Annotated in this window: 17 protein-coding genes; 7 read left to right on the top strand and 10 right to left on the bottom strand. The window is 60.7% G+C overall.

Features of this window, described 5'->3' with window-relative positions:
• The first annotated feature begins 40 nt into the window (after positions 1-40).
• On the top strand, positions 41-562 hold the full coding sequence (yjgA, locus tag ACLBW8_RS17745) for a ribosome biogenesis factor YjgA (RefSeq protein WP_064450713.1): 522 nt from the start codon (positions 41-43) through the stop codon (positions 560-562).
• Between the two features lie 45 nt (positions 563-607).
• Here yjgA and tldD read toward each other — a convergent pair whose 3' ends face one another.
• The 8 genes from tldD to mreB form a co-directional block, all read right to left on the bottom strand.
• The gene (gene tldD / locus ACLBW8_RS17750; RefSeq protein ID WP_064450712.1) at positions 608-2,050 is read right to left on the bottom strand and encodes a metalloprotease TldD; all 1,443 of its coding nucleotides are present in this window, start codon (positions 2,048-2,050) and stop codon (positions 608-610) included.
• 16 nt (positions 2,051-2,066) lie between these two features.
• Complete coding sequence (locus ACLBW8_RS17755) at positions 2,067-2,915, bottom strand: carbon-nitrogen hydrolase family protein (protein WP_447805959.1); 849 nt, start codon at positions 2,913-2,915, stop codon at positions 2,067-2,069.
• 48 nt (positions 2,916-2,963) lie between these two features.
• On the bottom strand, positions 2,964-6,779 hold the full coding sequence (locus ACLBW8_RS17760; protein WP_447805960.1) for a YhdP family protein: 3,816 nt from the start codon (positions 6,777-6,779) through the stop codon (positions 2,964-2,966).
• Positions 6,780-6,855: 76 nt separating this feature from the next.
• Positions 6,856-8,313, bottom strand: coding sequence for a ribonuclease G (gene rng / locus ACLBW8_RS17765; RefSeq protein WP_053254407.1), 1,458 nt, complete (start codon positions 8,311-8,313; stop codon positions 6,856-6,858).
• Between the two features lie 70 nt (positions 8,314-8,383).
• Complete coding sequence (locus tag ACLBW8_RS17770; RefSeq protein ID WP_064450709.1) at positions 8,384-8,980, bottom strand: Maf family protein; 597 nt, start codon at positions 8,978-8,980, stop codon at positions 8,384-8,386.
• Positions 8,981-9,031: 51 nt separating this feature from the next.
• The gene (mreD, locus tag ACLBW8_RS17775; RefSeq protein ID WP_017138250.1) at positions 9,032-9,520 is read right to left on the bottom strand and encodes a rod shape-determining protein MreD; all 489 of its coding nucleotides are present in this window, start codon (positions 9,518-9,520) and stop codon (positions 9,032-9,034) included.
• Positions 9,520-10,656 carry a rod shape-determining protein MreC gene (gene mreC, locus ACLBW8_RS17780; protein WP_447806061.1) on the bottom strand — a complete coding sequence of 379 codons (1,137 nt, stop codon included), beginning with the start codon at positions 10,654-10,656 and terminating at the stop codon, positions 9,520-9,522. Before mreC ends, mreD begins: the two co-directional genes overlap by 1 nt.
• Before the next feature lie 148 nt (positions 10,657-10,804).
• The gene (gene mreB, locus ACLBW8_RS17785) at positions 10,805-11,842 is read right to left on the bottom strand and encodes a rod shape-determining protein MreB (RefSeq protein WP_002555108.1); all 1,038 of its coding nucleotides are present in this window, start codon (positions 11,840-11,842) and stop codon (positions 10,805-10,807) included.
• Positions 11,843-12,052: 210 nt separating this feature from the next.
• Here mreB and gatC point away from each other — a divergent pair, with 210 nt between their 5' ends.
• The 6 genes from gatC to ACLBW8_RS17815 all read left to right on the top strand — a co-directional run bounded on the left by gatC (position 12,053) and on the right by ACLBW8_RS17815 (position 17,277).
• Positions 12,053-12,340 (top strand): Asp-tRNA(Asn)/Glu-tRNA(Gln) amidotransferase subunit GatC, encoded by a 288-nt coding sequence (gene gatC, locus ACLBW8_RS17790; protein WP_053254404.1) that lies wholly within the window; start codon positions 12,053-12,055, stop codon positions 12,338-12,340.
• Positions 12,341-12,356: 16 nt separating this feature from the next.
• On the top strand, positions 12,357-13,808 hold the full coding sequence (gene gatA / locus ACLBW8_RS17795) for an Asp-tRNA(Asn)/Glu-tRNA(Gln) amidotransferase subunit GatA (RefSeq protein WP_053254403.1): 1,452 nt from the start codon (positions 12,357-12,359) through the stop codon (positions 13,806-13,808).
• A gap of 10 nt (positions 13,809-13,818) precedes the next feature.
• On the top strand, positions 13,819-15,264 hold the full coding sequence (gene gatB, locus ACLBW8_RS17800; RefSeq protein WP_447805961.1) for an Asp-tRNA(Asn)/Glu-tRNA(Gln) amidotransferase subunit GatB: 1,446 nt from the start codon (positions 13,819-13,821) through the stop codon (positions 15,262-15,264).
• A gap of 158 nt (positions 15,265-15,422) precedes the next feature.
• Complete coding sequence (locus tag ACLBW8_RS17805; RefSeq protein ID WP_064450705.1) at positions 15,423-15,794, top strand: septal ring lytic transglycosylase RlpA family protein; 372 nt, start codon at positions 15,423-15,425, stop codon at positions 15,792-15,794.
• A 56-nt stretch (positions 15,795-15,850) separates the two neighbouring features.
• Positions 15,851-16,897, top strand: a complete 1,047-nt coding sequence (locus ACLBW8_RS17810; protein WP_082895823.1) for a calcium/sodium antiporter — start codon at positions 15,851-15,853, stop codon at positions 16,895-16,897.
• Positions 16,894-17,277, top strand: coding sequence for a carboxymuconolactone decarboxylase family protein (locus ACLBW8_RS17815; RefSeq protein ID WP_064450704.1), 384 nt, complete (start codon positions 16,894-16,896; stop codon positions 17,275-17,277). The genes ACLBW8_RS17810 and ACLBW8_RS17815 overlap by 4 nt, the downstream gene beginning before the upstream one ends.
• A 109-nt stretch (positions 17,278-17,386) precedes the next feature.
• Here the strand turns inward: ACLBW8_RS17815 and ACLBW8_RS17820 are convergent, their stop codons facing one another.
• Together ACLBW8_RS17820 and garD are read right to left on the bottom strand one after the other, a co-directional pair.
• The gene (locus ACLBW8_RS17820; RefSeq protein ID WP_064450703.1) at positions 17,387-18,328 is read right to left on the bottom strand and encodes an AEC family transporter; all 942 of its coding nucleotides are present in this window, start codon (positions 18,326-18,328) and stop codon (positions 17,387-17,389) included.
• Between the two features lie 175 nt (positions 18,329-18,503).
• A complete protein-coding gene (gene garD / locus ACLBW8_RS17825; protein WP_064450702.1) occupies positions 18,504-20,057 on the bottom strand; it encodes a galactarate dehydratase in 1,554 nt (517 codons plus the stop codon).
• Positions 20,058-20,061: the final 4 nt, after the last annotated feature.

A 20,061-nucleotide genomic window follows, 5' to 3' on the forward strand; every position in this document is an offset into this window, starting at 1 on the left:
GACTGGTTATCATGGCGGCGTTTCTTTGCGGACTGCCACCATGGTTGATTCTTACGACGACTCCCTCGATGGGGAGAAAAGCAAAACCCAGGTCAAACGCGAGCTGCATGCTCTGGTTGATCTTGGCGAGCGCCTTACAACGCTCAAGCCTGACTTGGTTGCAAAACTGCCACTGACCGACGAAATGCGCCGGGCCCTGGCTGATGCGCCTAAGCACACCGCGAATATCGCGCGTAAACGGCACATCATGTTTATCGGCAAACTGATGCGCGATCAGGACACTGACGCCATTCTGACCTTGCTCGATCAACTCGATGCCTCCACTCGCCAGTACAACGAACGCTTCCACAACCTGGAACGTTGGCGTGACCGCCTGATTTCGGGCGATGACGCTGTGCTGGAGAAGTTCGTGTTGGACTACCCGGACGCGGACCGCCAGCAACTGCGCTCCCTGATCCGTCAGGCCCAGCACGAACTGGCGCAAAACAAGGCTCCGGCCACCAGCCGTAAAATTTTCAAGTACATCCGTGAGCTGGACGAGACTCAACGCGGCCTGCGTTGATCCTCTTCCCCGGGTGGCGTTCTGCGCCACCCGAAGCTCCGCTTCTTACGAGCCCGTGCCACCCACGGTGATCGCATCAATCTTCAAGGTTGGCTGGCCAACGCCGACTGGCACCGATTGCCCATCTTTGCCGCACGTGCCCACGCCGCTGTCCAGCGACAGGTCGTTACCGACCATCGACACCTTGCTCATGGCTTCCGGCCCGTTACCAATCAACGTTGCCCCTTTGACGGGCGCGGTAATCTTGCCGTCTTCGATCAGGTACGCTTCGCTGGTGGAGAACACGAACTTACCGCTGGTGATGTCCACCTGACCGCCGCCGAGGTTGGCGCAGTAGATCCCGCGTTTTACCGAAGCGATGATTTCCGCCGGGTCGCTTTCGCCACCGAGCATGTAGGTGTTGGTCATACGCGGCATCGGCAGGTGCGCGTAGGACTCGCGGCGGCCGTTACCGGTACGCGCCACGCCCATCAGGCGAGCGTTGAGCTTGTCTTGCATGTAACCCTTGAGCACGCCGTTTTCAATCAGCGTGGTGCACTCGGTCGGTGTACCTTCGTCGTCGACGCTCAGCGAGCCACGGCGACCGGCCAGGGTGCCATCATCGACAATGGTGCACAGCTTGGATGCGACCATCTCGCCCATGCGCCCACTGTAGGCCGAACTGCCCTTGCGGTTGAAGTCGCCTTCCAGGCCATGGCCAACGGCTTCGTGGAGCAACACACCGGACCAGCCCGAGCCCAACACTACCGGCAATGTACCGGCCGGCGCCGGAATCGCTTCGAGGTTGACCAGTGCCTGACGCAGCGCTTCACGGGCATAGCCCATGGCACGGTCTTCAGCGAGGAAATAACGGTAGTCGGTGCGCCCACCACCACCATGACCACCACGCTCGCGGCGACCGTTCTGCTCGACGATCACGCTGACATTGAAACGCACCAGCGGCCGTACATCCGCCGCCAGGCCGCCGTCAGTGGACGCCACAAGGATGCGCTCCCACACACCGGCCATGCTCACGGTCACTTGCTGGATACGCGGGTCGAGGGCACGGGTGGCCGCGTCGATACGCTTGAGCAAGTCGACCTTCTCCGCACGGCTGATCACTTCCAGGGGGTTATCCGGAGCGTACAACTGGGCTACGTCCTGGGTGCTGAACGCCTGCACCGTGCCGTTCTGGCCTGCCCGGGAAATCGAGCGCGCCGCCCGGGCAGCCAGGCCAAGGGCTTCAAGGGTGATAGCGTTGCTGTAGGCAAAGCCGGTCTTTTCACCGGATTGCGCCCGCACGCCCACGCCTTGATCAAGGTTGAAACTGCCTTCCTTGACGATGCCGTCTTCGAGAGCCCATGACTCCGAAATCTGGCCTTGGAAATACAGATCGGCCGCGTCGATGCCCGGCCCGGCCAGATCACCGAGCACGGTTTGCAAACTTTCGATGGTCACGCCACCGGGTGCCAGGAGGTGTTCACTGACTGAGGACAACAACTCGCTCATAGGTTTGGCCTTAAATTCATCGTTCCGAAGCAGGTCGCTGCGCGCCCTGCGAGAAAAAGCGCCGATGGTTGACCACCGGCATGCGCGCCCGTATCGACGCCTGTTCACTGCTGTCGCGTTCGGCCAACAACACCGCCTCGCCTTGATCCTGTTGGGTCAGCACTCGCCCCCAAGGGTCGACAACTGCCGCGTGGCCAAAGGTTTCCCGTGGGCCTGGATGCACACCGCCTTGAGCGGCCGCCAGCAGGTAGCACTGGGTTTCAATGGCGCGCGCGCGGATCAGTACATCCCAATGCGCGGCACCGGTCACCGCCGTGAAGGCCGAAGGCGCGGTAATCAATTCCGCCCCCGCCGCGCGCAATTCGCTGTACAGCTCCGGGAACCGCAAGTCATAACACACCGTCAGGCCCAAGCGGCCCACCGGCGTATCCGCCACTACCACATTGCTCCCGAAAGCATAGTCGTCGGATTCACGATAACGACCTCGCGCGTCCGCTACGTCCACATCGAACAGGTGCAGCTTGTCGTAACGGGCAACGATTTCACCCCGATCATCGATCAGCAGCGAACAGGCGTTGGACTTGGCGTCAGGTTGGTCCTTGGGCGGCAGCGGCAAAGTGCCGGCCACTATCCATAAGGTGAGGTCGCGGGCGGTCTGTTTCAACCATGGCAGGATAGGACCTTCGCCCAACGCTTCAGCGCGGCCAATGTCGGCCACGTCACGACGCCCCATGGCAGCGAAGTTCTCAGGCAGAACTGCCAGCTTCGCACCACCTGCCGCCGCCTGCTCCAGCAAGCGCCGGGCCTGTGCCAGGTTGGCCAGCACATCACTCTGGCTGACCATTTGAATTACCGCAAAGGACATAGGCCGACACTCCGTAAAAGGCATGCGGCCATGCTACTCCACAGGCTCTCAGTTTGGCTTTTCAAATGGCTTGTCGAAGGTGATTTTGGGATCCTTCCAAGGGCCTTCCACTTTGTATTGCACACTGGCGAAGCGCGAAACACGATCACCGATCAGCTTGTCGATCAGGAACAATGCGCCACCAATGGCCGGCGCACCCACGATCAGCGCGGCAATCGGCAGGTTATTGGTGACCGGCAATGTAACCAGCAACTTGGCGTCGACACGGTCAGCCACCAGATCCAAGGTGCCATTGAGCTCCAGGTTGGTAGAAGGCCCCGTCATGGTGATCGGCTCACGGGTCACAAACACACCATTACTGGCGGCCAGCAAACCTTTGACCCGGTCATAACTCAAGCCTTTGCCGAGCAAGTCGGAAAAGTCCAGGCGTAAACGGCGGCCAATGGAGTTGAAGTTCAACAACCCAAACACCCGCAAGGCCTGGGCGCCACCATCCACCTCAACGAACTGACCTTTGCGGAATGCGGCATCCAGACTACCGGAGAAACGCTTGGGCCCGACCCACGCCGGCGAACCCGGCCAACGACCATCCACGTCCAGGTGGAATTCATCGCTGGTTACCGTCGGCGCAAAGCCCCAGCCCTTGAGCACATCGGCGATATTCTTGCCATCCAGGCGGCCCTTGTACCAACTGCTGCTGGCACCGGGTGCACCTTCCCAGCCACCGGCGCCTTTGAGCTGCATCCCCTTGAGGCCCAAGTCCAGGTTGTTGAAGGCCAGGCCTTTGGCGGTCGGTCGAATCTTCAGCGACCAGGCGCCCACCAAGTCAGGCCCCTGGAACAGTTGGTTGATAGCGATATCCAGTGCCGGGATGTCTTTGGGGTCGATATCCGCCAACGGATCCGGCGCATTTTCGTCCGCCTGAACGGTAGGGTCTACGGCCGGTAATTTCACATACTGCAGGTTGATCGCAATGGGTGCGCCCTTGGCGTCCGGCAAATTTACCGCGCCTTTGGCCTGCTGACTGTCCAGCTGCAAGCCCCAGGCTGCCGGCTTACGGTCAAGCTGCAAGTTGACCTGGTCAAACTGAGTACCAAAGCCGGTCAGCTTGCCCACCTTGAAGTCCGCACCACTGAGCAGCTGCTTGGCACTCCCGCCGGGGTCATTACCCGCGTAGCGGTCGACCAGTTTTTTCCACGGGTCGATGTCCAGTTCAGAAAGCACACCGCGAATACGCAAGCCTTTGGCGGCAGGCAGCACGGCATCACCATTGCCGAGGAACAGCTCACCGCGACCGTCATTGAATTTATCCGCCGGCGCAGCAAAGGTAAAACTCGCCAGCTCGCCGTAACTGAACCAGTAACGCCGCTCGGCACCCTGCAAGGTCATGCGGAATACGCTGTCGCGGCCCTGGCTGGCGGGCATACCGAAAGGCGCCGGCAGGTCCACCGCTACGCCTTTCATATTGGAGCTGACCATCAGTTGGCTGTCCGCGCCGTCCAGGGTCAGTTGCAATTGGTAAGGAATATCGCCGGACACCGGCAACGGTTGGCTGATTTTCAACCAATCCGTCAGCCGCTTGACCGTGACCTGGCCCTTGGCAGTGACCCGCGTACTGATACTGCCCGGCTTGCCATCGGCAAGGATCTGCGCCGTGATGGGGCGATCGAACGCCTTGGCCGAGATGTTCTGGCCGCTCAGGCCTTTGGCGCTGTCGAAGCGGAAATCGCCCTTGAGCTGGGTCAGATCCAGAGTCGGCTCCGCCAATTGCAGGCGAGCCTTGTCAGTCTGGAAGTCCACGACAATATTGGGCTCGGTGCCCTTGGCCAAAGGAATGTCCAGATCCAGCTTGCCTTGCAGGTCACCTTCGCCTTTCCAACCGGCGAAAGTCGAGCCAGTGCCTATCGGCGCGTCCTGAAGGATTTTCAGGCCATCGCCCAAACCACCCGCAAACCCGCCGGTGATCAGCAGATGGCTGTCCTTGCCGGCCGGCGCGTGAGGGATGTTGACATAGACGTCCTTGACCTTGGTGTCGAGCAATTGGCCCTTGTTGGCCAGGATGCGCACACCGCTCTCCTCGACAAACACTTCGCCATTAACCTTGCTCACATGGGGCCAGCCCGGCTGGAACGCCAGTTCGGCGTCATGCACCTTGAAGAACAGGCTGATATTGCGCGCAGCGGGCAACGCGTCGTGGTTCAACGACCCCTGGTACTGGAAGAAACCTTGGTCCACCGCACCTTTGAGAATCGCCGTGCGCAACCATTCATCCAGTGAAGGGCTCAATACCGCCGGCAGATATTTGGGTGTGAAACGGCCATCGCCATCGACCATGCCGACCCGCAGGTCCATATAGTCTTCCTGGGCATGGTCGAAATGCAGGCGAATCAAAAAGTCTGCGGCGACCTTGCCCTCTTCGCCCAGCACCTTGATATACGGGGCGATCAGGGTGAAGCCTTCCTTATCCAGCGTCCATGTCAGGCGCGCGTTGGCCTGCATGTACTGCCAGGGCTTGGCGAAGATCGGGTACAAGTGCAAGGAAAAATCCTTGCTGTCCATGCGCAACTCGCCATGGCCAAGGTCGCCGCTGATGCTGCCGGACACATTACGCGCGGCCGGCGCGCCGAAGTACGCATCAAAGCCGATGCGCTCAAGGTTGGCGGCGAAGCTGACTTTCTGATCGGTCGTGTCCTGCGGGCGGAAATCCACCAGCACATTGCGCAGCAGGCCCGTAGCTTTCAGGTGTTCGACCGCTTTGGCAAACCCTTCCGGCAACGGCGCCAGGGCATTCAGCAACGGGGTAATCGGGGTCAGGTCCAAACGATCGGCCTGAAGCTTCCAGGTTTCCTGTTCTTTATCGGTGGCCAGGCTTTGCTGCAATTGCAGCTGCGACTCCCAACGGGTCTCGCCGATGTTCATCGCCAGCGAATCGAACAGCACCTTCAGGCCGCTATCACTGCGCTGCAGGTAAGCGGTGAGGGCGAGGTTTTCGATATGTACCGGCTTACGGTCCGCGTAGCTGCCCTTCACCTGGGGTGAATTGAGGTGCACCACGGCGCTTTGCACGTTGCCCTTGGCCCACGTCAGCCAGAACTCCCCGCCCGCCTTCAATTGCGTGAGCTTCCATTGCTGGGTCAGCTCTGCGGGAATCCATTTGGCCCAGTCGCTTTGAGGCAGGCTGAGGTAGGCCTCGACTTCGCCCTCCTTCCATTGGCTTGCGCGAATTCGGCTACGCAGGCTCAAGGCAAGCGGCTGGCCGTCGGGCAGGGTCAAGCGTGCGTCCAGGCGTTGGCGCGAATCACCGGTGTGCAGGCTCAGGCCCACGTAGGTCAGGGTCAGCGGCGCCTCGCCGAACGGTTGCAAGGTGACTTGGCTATCCAGCAACGACACGCGCTCGACGATCTGCATGCGTGTCAGCAACTGCTCCGGGTCCAACGGCTGGTCGTCCTGCACCGGCAGACCTTGCAGTGCCCAGTGGCCGTCCTTGTCTTCCTTGACGCTCAACTGCAACCCGCTGACTTCCAGGTGAGCAATACGCACTTCACGGGCCATGAGGCTGGCCCAGATATCCGGCACCACTTCGACCTGATCCAGGCGCAAGGCGCTGTTGCCTTCGCCGACCATCACGTCGTGGGCCAGCAATACTGGCGCAAAGCCGCTCCAGCGCCCTTCCAGGCTGCCGATTTGCAGGGGCACATCCACCGCAGCCTGGGCCTTGGCTTGGATTTCGGCGCGATATTCGGCCACCAGCGGGACCAACTCACGACCCAGGCTCACGTACACCGCCGCCAACACCAGCAGTAAGGCGCACACGCCCAGGCTCCAACGGGTCAAAGCGGCAAAAAAGCGTTTCAGACGCTCCATGTCAGGCGACCCTCAAGGCAATTAGCGGACGGAAGATCAAGGTCTGCCGGTCTCGAAGAAAGAAAGCGATTGGGGATCAGAGCAGCACCACGTCGTATTGTTCCTGGGAATACATGGTTTCGACCTGGAAGCGAATCGTGCGCCCGATAAACCCCTCCAGTTCAGCGACGTTGCCCGACTCCTCATCCAGCAATCGATCGACCACTTTCTGGTTGGCGAGCACTCTATAACCTTCGGCCTGGTAAGCACGCGCCTCCCGTAAGATTTCCCGGAAAATCTCGTAGCAAACGGTTTCCGGGGTCTTCAACTTGCCGCGCCCCTGGCAACTGCTGCAAGGTTCGCACAGCACTTGCTCAAGGCTTTCGCGGGTGCGTTTGCGGGTCATCTGCACCAGGCCCAACTCGGTAATACCGATGATATTGGTCTTGGCGTGATCGCGCTCAAGCTGCTTCTCGAGCGTGCGCAGCACCTGGCGCTGGTGTTCTTCGTCTTCCATGTCGATGAAGTCGATGATGATGATGCCGCCCAGGTTGCGCAGGCGCATCTGACGCGCGATAGCGGTGGCTGCTTCGAGGTTGGTCTTGAAAATGGTTTCTTCGAGGTTGCGATGGCCAACAAATGCACCGGTGTTGACGTCGATGGTGGTCATGGCTTCCGCCGGGTCCACCACCAGGTAGCCGCCGGACTTGAGTGGCACTTTGCGTTCCAGGGCTTTCTGGATTTCGTCTTCAACGCCATACAGGTCGAAGATCGGCCGCTCACCTGGATAGTGCTCCAGGCGGTCGGCAATTTCCGGCATCAGTTCGGCAACAAACTGCGTGGTGCGCTGGAAGGTTTCCCGCGAGTCGATGCGGATTTTCTCAATCTTCGGGCTGACCAGGTCACGCAGCGTGCGCAGGGCCAGGCCCAGGTCTTCATAGATGACGCTCGGAGCACCGATGGTTTTGATCTGTGCACCGATCTGGTCCCACAAGCGCCGCAGGTAGCGAATGTCCATCAGGATTTCATCGGCGCCGGCGCCTTCTGCGGCGGTGCGCAAGATAAAACCGCCGGCTTCCTTGATGCCCTCAGCGGCCACGCAGTCGCTGACCACCTTTTTCAGGCGTTCACGCTCGGCTTCGTCTTCGATTTTCAAGGAAATGCCGACGTGGGCAGTCCGCGGCATGTACACCAGATAACGCGACGGAATTGACAGTTGCGTCGTCAAGCGAGCGCCTTTGGAGCCGATAGGGTCCTTGGTGACTTGCACCACCAGGCTCTGCCCTTCATGCACCAATGCGCTGATGCTCTCGACCGCAGGGCCTTCGCGCAGGGAGATTTCCGAAGCGTGGATAAACGCGGCACGGTCCAGGCCGATGTCAACGAACGCGGCCTGCATCCCTGGCAGTACGCGCACAACCTTGCCTTTATAGATGTTGCCAACGATCCCGCGCTTCTGGGTGCGCTCGACGTGCACTTCTTGCAGAACACCGTTTTCTACCACCGCCACGCGCGATTCCATCGGCGTGATATTGATCAGAATCTCTTCACTCATGGCTGGGTCTCGTTCAGGCGTTTTCACAATAGTGACCGATCGCTTAAGGCTTGGCGCGCAAGTAAGGCGTTCAGCGCGCGGTAAGGTTTTGCCAACAGGGTATGCCGAATTGGCCAAGCAGTTGCGCGGTTTCGCACACCGGCAGGCCTACCACAGCGGAATAGCTGCCATTGAGTCCGGCAACGAACACAGACCCAAGCCCTTGGATAGCATAGCCGCCGGCTTTGTCCTGTGGCTCACCACTGTGCCAGTAGGTTGTAGCCTCCTCGACAGAAATCCCACGAAACCGTACGCGACTGCTTACACACCGAGTATCGCAGCGCTGGCCGTCGGTGACGGCGATGGCAGTGAGCACTTCATGTTCTCGATCGGAAAGAGCCAGCAACATCGCCAGGGCATCAGCCTGGTCCACGGGCTTGCCCAAAATCTGACCATCAACGATTACGGCCGTGTCGGCGCCCAGTACACAGACGCCGGAGGTTTGTTCAAGCGCAGAAAACCCCGCCGACGCCTTACCCCGAGCAAGGCGCTCGACGTAGGCAACGGCGGATTCGTTTGTAAGAGGAGTTTCATCGATAGCGGCGCTGACCACGGTAAATGGCACACCGATCTGGGTCAGCAGTTCACGCCGCCTTGGGGAGCCCGAGGCCAGATAAAGCGAATTCATTCCAGACTCTCCCTGTAGGGTTCGATAACCAGGCAGAGCCTCGCAATCCATTCAATTGATTTTATAGCGACGACGTAACCCACGCAGACCGAAACTGACCCAAGGCCACAGCAGTGCGCTGACCAGGGCAGGCAAGACCAACGCCAAGGTTGGCTGACGGTTACCGGTCAAGGCGCTGAGCCACAGTTGCACCAACTGCGCCAGGCCGAAGATCACCAGGATCACCAGGCACTGCTGCCACATCGGGAACATCCGCAGGCGCTGTTGCAGTGACAGCACCAGGAACGTAATCAAGGTGAGGATCAACGCGTTCTGGCCCAGCAAGGTGCCATAGAGCACGTCTTCCGCCAAGCCCAGGCACATCGCCGTGACCATCCCGACTTTATGCGGCAAGGTCAGCGACCAGAAGGCAAGCAACAACGCGAGCCAGAGCGGTCGCAGGATTTCCATGAATTGCGGCAGCGGCGAAACGCTTAGCAGCAAGCCGATGGCGAAGGTCAGCCAGACGATCCAGCCATTGCGCGAATGAGTACCGGCCATTATTCCTCCCTCTGCCGCGTGGTTGCCGGGGCGGCGGCCGGTGACCGGGTTGCCGGGGTCGCAGCCGCAGGCGGTTTAGCCGCCGGGGTTGTGGCGGCGGGCGCCGACACAGGTGGTTTGGTTGCAACCGGCTTGGCCGCCCGCGCGCTGTGAGCCGCTGGCTTGACCGGCGTCGCCACGGGGGCTGCCGGGGTTGCTGCGGGCGCAGGCGGCCCCACGAACGCCGGTTTCGGCACCGTGGCAGGAATGACCGGCGCAGTGCCGTTCTGCTTGTCTTCCGCTTCCTGGGCCTGGGCGGCGTCGTTGGCGCGCTCTTCCGGGGTACGGTTGTCGCTGAATACCAGCAGCAGGTAGCGGCTGCGGTTCAGCGCGGCAGTCGGTACGGCGCGGACGATCGCAAACGGCTGGCCGGAATCGTGGATCACTTCCTTGACCGTCGCGACCGGGTAACCCGCCGGGAAACGCTGACCCAGGCCGGAGCTGACCAGCAGGTCGCCTTCCTTAATGTCGGCAGTGTCCGCCACATGACGCAACTCAAGACGCTCCGGGTTGCCTGTACCGCTGGCAATCGCACGCAAGCCGTTACGGTTGACCTGCACTGGAATGCTGTGGGTTGTGTCCGTGAGCAGCAACACCCGTGAGGTGTAAGGCATCAGCTCGACCACCTGGCCCATCAGGCCACGGGCGTCGAGCACCGGCTGACCGAGGACCACACCGTCGCGCTCACCCTTGTTGATGATGATGCGATGGGTAAACGGATTGGGGTCCATGCCGATCAACTCGGCCACCTCGACCTTTTCGTTCACCAGCGCGGAAGAATTGAGCAACTCGCGCAGCCGAACGTTCTGCTCGGTGAGGGCCGCCAGCTTTTGCATGCGCCCCTGCAACAGCAGGTTTTCAGTCTTGAGTTTTTCGTTCTCGGCGACCAGCTCGGTGCGGCTGCCGAATTGGCTGGCCACGCCCTGGTAGAGACGTTGCGGCAGGTCGGTGATCCAGTAAGTCTGCATCAACACCAGCGACATCTGGCTACGCACGGGCTTGAGCAGTGCAAAGCGGGCATCGACCACCATCAGCGCGACCGAAAGCACGACCAGCACCAATAAGCGCACGCCCAATGAGGGGCCTTTGGCGAACAGCGGTTTAATAAGCCGCTCCTCCCAGGCAAATGTTCTCTTTATTCATACGGCATCAAACCGGCCTGGATGCAGATTGAAGAAGATAAACGCCAACAGGCAGCACTGCAAAGTGCTGCCTGCGGGCGAAGCATGAACCACCCAAGCAATCTTATTCGCTGGAGAGCAGGTCCATGGTGTGTTTATCCATCATTTCCAGTGCACGGCCACCGCCACGGGCGACGCAGGTCAGCGGGTCTTCGGCAACGATCACCGGCAGGCCGGTTTCCTGGGCCAGCAGCTTGTCGAGGTCGCGCAACAAGGCACCACCACCAGTCAGCACCAGGCCACGCTCGGCGATGTCGGAAGCCAGTTCCGGCGGCGATTGCTCCAGGGCGCTCTTCACAGCCTGAACGATAGTGGCCAGGGACTCTTGCAGAGCTTCCAGCACTTCGTTGGAATTCAGGGTGAAGGCACGTGGAACGCCTTCGGCCAGGTTGCGACCGCGAACATCGACTTCGCGAACTTCGCCGCCCGGGTAAGCGGTGCCGATTTCCTGCTTGATGCGCTCAGCAGTGGATTCACCGATCAGGCTGCCGTAGTTACGACGCACATAAGTGATGATCGCTTCGTCGAAGCGGTCGCCGCCTACACGGACGGATTCGGCATACACCACACCGTTCAGGGAAATCAGGGCGATTTCAGTGGTACCACCACCGATATCGACCACCATCGAACCGCGCGCTTCCTCAACCGGCAAACCAGCGCCGATAGCGGCAGCCATGGGTTCTTCGATCAGGAACACTTCGCGAGCACCGGCACCAAGGGCCGATTCACGGATGGCACGACGCTCCACCTGGGTGGACTTGCACGGAACGCAGATCAGCACACGAGGGCTGGGCTGCAGAAAACTGTTTTCGTGAACTTTATTGATGAAGTACTGCAGCATCTTCTCGCAGACGCTGAAGTCGGCGATCACGCCGTCTTTCATCGGACGAATGGCAGCGATGTTGCCTGGTGTTCGGCCGAGCATGCGCTTGGCCTCGGTGCCAACGGCAACGACACTTTTCTGATTACCATGGGTCCGAATGGCCACAACCGATGGCTCATTCAGAACGATACCGCGCTCGCGCACGTAAATAAGGGTGTTGGCAGTGCCCAGGTCAATGGAAAGATCGCTGGAAAACATGCCACGCAGTTTCTTGAACATGGGGAAAGGACCCTAGGCAACGCGTGGGTAAAAAAGTGCGGCAAACTCTAACAACGACAGGGATTTTGGGCAAGGCGCCAATGTGCTAAATTGGCCGACTTTCTGTGCACCAACCCCCACAATCGCGGCCTTATGACCGTAGAAATGCGGTAGTGTTCCGACAATCTAACACACGGACGCCCTCCGTTCTGTTTTCCACTGGAGAATCCCATGGCGCTTGAACGCTCCGACGTGGAAAAAATCGCTCATCTGGCCTCGCTTGGCCTGAATGAAGCCGATCTTCCACAGACCACCGCAGCCTTGAACAGCATTCTCGGGCTGGCTGACCAAATGCAGGCCGTCAATACCGACGGCATCGAGCCCCTGGCTCACCCACTGGAAGCCAGCCAGCGCCTGCGTGCAGACGTTGTGACCGAGCGAAATAATCGCGAGGCCTACCAGTCCATCGCGCCAGCGGTCGAAAACGGCCTGTACCTGGTTCCGAAAGTCATCGACTAAAGGGAAAGAGCCTGCAATGCATCACATGACTCTGGCCGAGATCGCCCGCGGTCTCGCCGACAAAAAGTTTTCTTCCGAAGAGCTGACCAAGACCCTGCTTGCGCGTATCGCCGAGCTCGACCCCAAGGTCAACAGCTTCATCAGCCTCACCGAAGAGCTGGCCCTGAGCCAGGCCAAGGCCGCCGACGTGCGTCGCGCCAACGGTGAAAACGGCGCACTGCTGGGCGCACCGATCGCCCACAAAGACCTGTTCTGCACCCAGGGCATTCGCACCAGCTGCGGCTCGAAGATGCTCGACAACTTCAAGGCGCCCTACGACGCCACCGTGGTGTCCAAGCTGGCGACTGCCGGGGCCGTGACCCTGGGTAAGACCAACATGGACGAATTCGCCATGGGTTCGGCCAACGAGTCGAGCTACTACGGCGCGGTGAAAAACCCGTGGAACCTGGAACACGTGCCCGGCGGTTCGTCGGGTGGTTCGGCTGCGGCCGTTGCCGCGCGCTTCCTGCCGGCCGCCACGGCAACCGACACCGGCGGCTCGATCCGTCAGCCTGCCGCGTTCACCAACCTCACCGGCCTGAAGCCGACCTACGGTCGTGTTTCCCGTTGGGGCATGATCGCCTACGCCTCCAGCCTGGATCAGGGCGGCCCGTTGGCACGCACTGCCGAAGACTGCGCAATATTGTTACAAGGTATGGCCGGGTTCGATAAACAGGACTCCACCAGCATCGATGAGCCAGTGCCGGACTACAGCGCCAGCCTGAATACGTCGATCAAAGGCCTGCGTATCGGCGTGCCGAAAGAGTATTTCAGCGCCGGCCTCGACCCGCGCATCGCCGAACTGGTGCACAACAGTGTCAAAGAGCTGGAAAAGCTCGGCGCGGTGATCAAGGAAGTCAGCCTGCCGAACAACCAGCACGCGATTCCTGCGTACTACGTGATCGCGCCGGCAGAAGCCTCCTCCAACCTGTCGCGTTTCGACGGCGTACGTTTCGGCTACCGCTGTGAAAACCCGAAAGACCTGACCGACCTGTACAAACGCTCCCGGGGCGAAGGCTTCGGGGCCGAAGTACAACGCCGCATTATGGTCGGTGCCTACGCACTGTCGGCCGGCTACTACGACGCGTACTACCTCAAGGCGCAAAAAATCCGTCGCCTGATCAAGAACGACTTCATGGCTGCTTTTGAAGAAGTCGATGTGATCCTCGGCCCAACCACGCCGAACCCGGCCTGGAAGATTGGCGCCAAGACCGGCGACCCGATCGCCGAGTACCTGGAAGACCTGTACACCATCACCGCCAACCTCGCGGGCTTGCCGGGCTTGTCCATGCCAGCCGGTTTCGTCGATGGCCTGCCGGTCGGCGTGCAATTGCTCGCCCCGTATTTCCAGGAAGGCCGCCTGCTCAATGTGGCGCACCAGTACCAGTTGAACACCGACTGGCACACTCGCACCCCTACCGGCTTCTGAGGAGAACACTATGCAATGGGAAGTTGTGATCGGGCTGGAGATTCATACCCAGCTCGCCACCCAATCGAAGATTTTCTCCGGTAGCGCCACCACGTTCGGCGCAGAGCCCAACACCCAGGCCAGCCTGGTCGACCTGGGCATGCCCGGCGTACTGCCGGTGTTGAACCAGGAAGCGGTGCGCATGGCGGTGATGTTCGGCCTGGCGATTGACGCCGAGATCGGCCAGCACAACGTGTTCGCGCGCAAGAACTACTTCTACCCGGACCTGCCCAAGGGCTACCAGATCAGCCAGATGGAATTGCCGATCGTCGGCAAAGGCTACCTGGACATCCCGCTGGAAGACGGCACCATCAAGCGTGTTGGCGTCACCCGCGCGCACCTGGAAGAAGATGCCGGCAAGAGCCTGCATGAAGAATTCCCGGGCGCTACCGGCATCGACCTGAACCGTGCCGGCACGCCGTTACTGGAGATCGTCTCCGAGCCGGACATGCGCAGCGCCAAGGAAGCCGTGGCTTACGTCAAGACGATCCACGCGCTGGTGCGCTACCTGGGCATCTGCGACGGCAACATGGCCGAAGGCTCGCTGCGTTGCGACTGTAACGTGTCGATCCGTCCAAAGGGCCAGGTCGAGTTCGGCACCCGCTGCGAGATCAAGAACGTCAACTCGTTCCGTTTTATCGAGAAGGCGATCAACAGCGAAGTGCGTCGCCAGATCGAACTGATCGAAGACGGCGGCAAGGTGATCCAGCAAACCCGCCTGTACGATCCGAACAAAGATGAAACCCGCGCCATGCGCAGCAAAGAGGAAGCCAACGACTACCGTTACTTCCCCGACCCGGACCTGTTGCCGGTGGTCCTTGAGGATTCGTTCCTCAATGATATCCGCGCCACCCTGCCGGAATTGCCGCAGCAAAAACGCGAGCGTTTCCAGGCGCAGTTCGGCCTGTCGGTCTACGATGCCAGCGTATTGGCGTCCAGCCGTGAGCAAGCCAACTACTTCGAAAAAGTCGTGAGCATTGCCGGCGACGCCAAACTGGCGGCCAACTGGGTAATGGTTGAGCTGGGCAGCCTGTTGAACAAGCAGGGCCTGGAAATCGACGAAGCACCGGTTAGCGCCGAACAACTGGGCGGCATGCTGCTGCGCATCAAGGACAACACCATCTCCGGCAAAATCGCCAAGACCGTGTTTGAAGCGATGGCGGCAGGCGAAGGCAATGCGGACGAGATCATCGACAAGCGTGGCCTGAAGCAAGTCACCGACAGCGGCGCGATCTCGGCCGTACTCGATGAGATGCTGGCGGCCAACGCCGAACAGGTCGAGCAATACCGCGCCGCAGACGAAGCCAAGCGCGGCAAGATGTTCGGCTTCTTTGTCGGTCAGGCGATGAAAGCCTCCAAAGGCAAGGCCAACCCGCAACAGGTGAACGAACTGCTGAAAAGCAAGCTCGAAGGCTGATTCGCGGTGAAATGGTCCGGGCGGGATTTCATGCCCAACTCGGACCCATGTGGGAGCTGGCTTGCCTGCGATAGCAGCGCCTCGGTGCAACTGCAACACCGAGGTGCCTGTATCGCAGGCAAGCCAGCTCCCACATTTACAATGGGGACTTACTTAACGTGAAGCGTCTACTCGGCCTACTGGCCCTGTTCTCCCTGCTGGCCGGTTGTGCCAGCGGCCTCATCGACCCCAACGGCTACGACGAAGCCGGCACCGCCTCGTATTACGGCGCCAAGCACCATGGCAATAGAACCGCCAGCGGTGAACCCTTCAGCCAGAACGCCCTGACCGCCGCTCATCGGCGCCTGCCTTTCGGCACCCGGGTCAAGGTGACTAATCTCGACAACAACAAATCCGTGGTCCTGCGCATCAATGATCGCGGCCCGCACACCCGTGGCCGCCTGATTGATGTTTCACGCAAGGCTGCCGAACAGCTCGGTATGCTGGGCAGCGGAACCGCACGGGTTCGCGTGCAAGCGCTGAACAACTGACAGGAGCCCTGGCCATCTTCGGACTAACCGCCCTCTCCCCCTTCAGCCTGCTCGAATTGATCAGTGGCCTGGTGTTGCTGATTATCGGCGCCGAAATCCTGGTGCGGGCCGCCGTGCGCCTGGCGGCCAGCCTCAAGGTGCGGCCGCTGATCATCGGTTTGAGCATCGTCGCCTTCGGCAGCAGTGCGCCGCAGATGACCGTCAGTTTGCAAGCCACCCTGGCCGGCAATACTGACATTGCCGTGGGCAGCGTGATCGGCAGCAGCATCTTCAACATCCTCGTCACCTTGGGCCTGTCCGCGCTGATCATCCCCCTGCGAGTGTCGCGGCAACTGGTGCGCCTGGACATCCCGGTGATGATTTTCGCCGCCCTGCTGGTGTTTACCCTGTCGGCCAATGAAGAACTGACGCCGGTTGACGGCCTGTTACTGCTCGCGGCCCTGATGGCCTACCTCGGCGTATTGCATTACCAGACCCGCCATTCCCGCCGGCCTCGCACATTGGACACCGTCGCCAGGGCGCCATGGCTGAGCAGCGTATTGCTGATGCTGGGCGGGCTGTTGATCCTGGTGCTGGCCGGGCATTTGCTGCTGGGCGCGGCGGTGGATGTAGCGAGCGACCTGGGCCTCTCGGAGCGCATCATCGGCCTGACGCTCATCGGTGTCGGCACCTCGTTGCCGTGCCTGGCCACCTCGCTGATTGCCGCCCTGCGCGGCCAACGCGAGATTGCCGTGGGCAATGTGATCGGCAGCAGCCTGTTCAATCTGCTGGGCGTGCTGGGGTTTACGGCCCTGGTGGCGCCCTCTCCGCTGTCGGTGTCGCCCAACGCCCTGGACTTCGACCTGCCGGTGATGCTCGGCGTGGTGGTGTTGTGCCTGCCGGTTTTCTACACCGGCTACCGGGTCACTCGCGCCGAAGGCCTGGTGTTTCTGGGTCTTTACCTGGTGTATGGGCTGCACGTAGTGTCGTTCACATTCGGCACGCCCCTGGCCAACAAACTTGAACACTTGATGCTGTATTACATCCTGCCGGCGCTGGTGGCTTTTCTGATATTCAGCACGCTGCGAGCCTGGCGCCGCCAACGCAAGAGGGAATCGCAATGACCGATCAGAAAAAGCCCGGGGTTGAAGTGCGTCGCCAGGTGATGGGCGATGTGTTCGTCGATCGCGCCCTGGGCAATGCCACCGAGTTCACCCAGCCGCTGCAGGATTTCGTCAACGAACATGCCTGGGGCAGCGTGTGGAACCGCGAAGGTCTGCCATTGAAGACCCGCAGCCTGATCACCCTCGCCGCCCTCACGGCGCTCAAATGCCCGCAGGAACTCAAGGGCCACGTACGTGGCGCGTTGAACAATGGCTGTACCGTGGAAGAGATTCGCGAGGCGCTGCTGCATTGCGCGGTGTATGCGGGTGTGCCAGCGGCGATTGACGCGTTTCGGGCGGCGCAGGAAGTGATTGAGGCGTATCAGGCAGATAAGCAGTGACTGTCAGATAGTCATCGCAGGCAGGTCAGCTCCCAAAGTTTGAACTGTGAATACATTCAAATGTGGGAGCTGGCTTGCCTGCGATTGGCCCTCAACCACACCGAAAAATTCAGATCCAGCCCCCCGCCTGCAACACGAAGATCCCGATATTGGTGGTCACTGCCGCCATCAACGTGGTGATCACGATAATCGCCGCCGCCAGTTCATGATTACCCTCGGCCGCCCTGGCCATGACGAAACTCGCCGCCGCAGTCGGAGCGCCGAAATACAGAAACAGAATCCCCAGTTCCGGCCCTCGAAAGCCCAGCAGCCAGGCGCCAAGTGTCGCCGCCAGCGGCAAGCCGATCATCTTCACCAGGCTGGCACTCAAGGCCATGCTCCCGCTTTTGCGCAAGGCCGCCAGTGACAAGGTGCCGCCAATGCAGATCAGTGCCAACGGCAAGGTCATGTCCGCCAGATACTGGCCGGACGACTCCAGCCAGGCAGGCAGGCCGAGATTGAAAATAGCGAACGGCGCGGCCGCAATCACGCTGATGATCAGCGGGTTGGCTATCACACTTTTGAAGATGCTCCAGGGGTCGGACTTGATCACCGGGCTGTACACCGCCAGCACGATGGTCGACAGCGTGTTGTAGAACAGGATCACCAGCGCCGCGAGGATCGCGCCGAGGGAAATGCCGTAGTCGCCGTACATGCTGGCCGCCAGCGCCAGGCCGATCACGCCGTTATTGCCACGAAACGCGCCCTGAGTGTAGATGCCACGGTCTTCACGCGGGCAACGAAAGATCGCCCAACCCCAGGCCAGGGCAAAGCTCAGCAGCGTGGCGACGGCAAAGTAGATCAGCAACCCCGGCTTGAGCGCCGAGTGCAGGTCGGCATGCAGGATGCCCAGGAACAACAGCGCCGGCATGGTGACGTTGAATACCAGGGATGAGGCGGTGTGGATAAAGTTGTCGTTGATCCAGTGGATGCGCTTGAGCAGCACACCGAGGAACAGCATCGCAAACACCGGCGCGGTGATGGTGAGGGTGGTGAGGAAGATAGCCAGCATGCCGGGGAGAACCTTGGTGAGCGTCATCAGGGGGCTAATGATAAGCCATGCGGCCGTGCGGCGTCTGGTAGGCCGCCTTCGCGAGCAAGCCCGCTCCCACACTTGACTGCATTCTCATGCTGGAACTCGGTCAAATGTGGGAGCGGGCTTGCTCGCGAATACAGGCGACGCGGTCTCAGGTAATGGGCGCCGGGTTGAACAGCGTAATGTCGTTATGCAGCTTGTGCCGCTCCGCCCACGTCTGCTTCTTGCCGCTGGCCACGTCCAGGTAGAAGTGGAACAACTCCCACCCCAACTCCTCGATCGTCGCACGCCCGGTGGCAATGCGCCCGGCGTCAATATCGATCAGGTCCGGCCAGCGCTGAGCCAATTCCGTACGCGTCGAGACCTTCACCACCGGCGCCATCGCCAGCCCGTAAGGCGTGCCACGCCCGGTGGTGAACACATGCAGGTTCATCCCGGCCGCCAGTTGCAAAGTGCCGCACACAAAGTCGCTGGCCGGCGTCGCGCAGAAGATCAGGCCTTTGCTCTTGATGCGCTCGCCCGGGCCGAGCACGCCATTGATCGCGCTGCTGCCGGATTTGACGATGGAGCCCAGGGACTTCTCGACAATATTCGACAACCCGCCCTTTTTGTTGCCCGGTGTGGTGTTGGCACTGCGGTCCGCCTCGCCTTTGGCCAGATAACGGTCGTACCAGTCCATTTCCCTGACCAGCTCTTCGGCAATTTCCTTGGTCTGCGCCCGAGAAGTCAGCAGATAGATGGCATCGCGGACCTCAGTCACTTCGGAAAACATCACCGTCGCCCCGGCCCGCAGCAGCAAGTCCGAGGCATAGCCCAGCGCCGGGTTGGCAGTGATGCCGGAAAATGCATCGCTGCCGCCACATTGCATGCCCAGGATCAGTTCCGACGCCGGCACGGTTTCACGGCGGCGCTGGTCGAGTTTTTTCAAACGGACCTCGGCCAGCGCCATGATCTGCTCGATCATCTCGGTAAAACCGTGGCTGGAATCCTGCAGCCGATACAGCCATGGCTCGCTCAGGTCGACGGAGCTGTCGTTGTCGTGCATCACCTGCCCGGCCTGCAATTTCTCGCAGCCCAGGCTGATCACCAGCGCTTCGCCACCCAGGTTCGGGTTGCGCGCCAGATTGCGCACGGTGCGGATCGGGATGTAGGCATCCGTCGCGGTGATCGCCACGCCGCAGCCGTAGCTGTGGGTCAGCGCCACCACGTCATCGACGTGCGGGTACTTGGGCAGCAACTCATCCTTGATGCGCTTGACCGCATGGTCCAGCACGCCGGTGACGCACTGCACCGTGGTGGTAATACCGAGGATATTGCGCGTGCCCACGGTGCCGTCGGCATTGCGATAACCCTCGAAGGTGAAGCCTTCCAATGGCGCCTGGGTGTCGGGCACTTCGGTGGACAGCGGCAAGCTGTCCAGCGGTGGTGCGGTGGGCATGCGCAGTTGGTCTTCCTGCACCCAACTGCCACGCGGAATCGGCGCCAGGGCGTAACCGATGGTCTGGCCATAGCGAATAATCTGACCGCCTTCGGGGATGTCTTCCAGGGTCACCTTGTGGCTCTGCGGGATGAAATCCACGGTCACCAGGCCGTCCGGAAACTCGGTCCCGGCCGGTACGCCTTGGTCGTTGACCACGATCACCACGTTGTCACGCTCGTGCAAACGGATCGAGCGCGGCGAGTCGGCATGTTCAATCAACTGCATTACA

This window comes from Pseudomonas sp. M5A4_2d, from assembly GCF_053345295.1.